Below are 375 nucleotides of genomic sequence, written 5' to 3' on the forward strand. Positions count from 1 at the left end.
GGTACAAAGGGTGCCAGGCGGCAACGCCGTTGGTGGAATGGCCGAGTGGTGAGGCAACGGTCTGCAAAACCGTGCACACGGGTTCGATTCCCGTTTCCACCTCAAAACCGGCGCGTTTAGCTCAGCGGGAGAGCGCTTCCCTGACACGGAAGAGGTCACTGGTTCGATCCCAGTATCGCGCACCAGGCAGTACACCACTGCCGAAGGTTGAAAAACATGCGGATGTAGCGCAGTTGGTAGCGCATCACCTTGCCAAGGTGAGGGTCGCGAGTTCGAGTCTCGTCATCCGCTCATTTCCATTCTTTGGAAAAACCCGCGCGTTTAGCTCAGCGGGAGAGCGCTTCCCTGACACGGAAGAGGTCACTGGTTCGATCC

General features: G+C 58.1%; 3 tRNA genes. All 3 read left to right on the plus strand.

The features are described from left to right. The first annotated feature begins 31 nt into the window (after positions 1-31). The 3 genes from IEU99_RS01090 to IEU99_RS01100 all read left to right on the plus strand — a co-directional run bounded on the left by IEU99_RS01090 (position 32) and on the right by IEU99_RS01100 (position 291). Positions 32-102: transfer RNA gene (locus IEU99_RS01090), tRNA-Cys, on the plus strand. Between the two features lie 8 nt (positions 103-110). Next, positions 111-185, plus strand: a tRNA-Val gene (locus tag IEU99_RS01095). 33 nt (positions 186-218) lie between these two features. Beyond that, a tRNA-Gly gene (locus IEU99_RS01100) sits at positions 219-291 on the plus strand. Positions 292-375: the final 84 nt, after the last annotated feature.

It is taken from the genome of Corynebacterium pelargi, from assembly GCF_014635485.1.
GTDB lineage: Bacteria > Actinomycetota > Actinomycetes > Mycobacteriales > Mycobacteriaceae > Corynebacterium > Corynebacterium pelargi.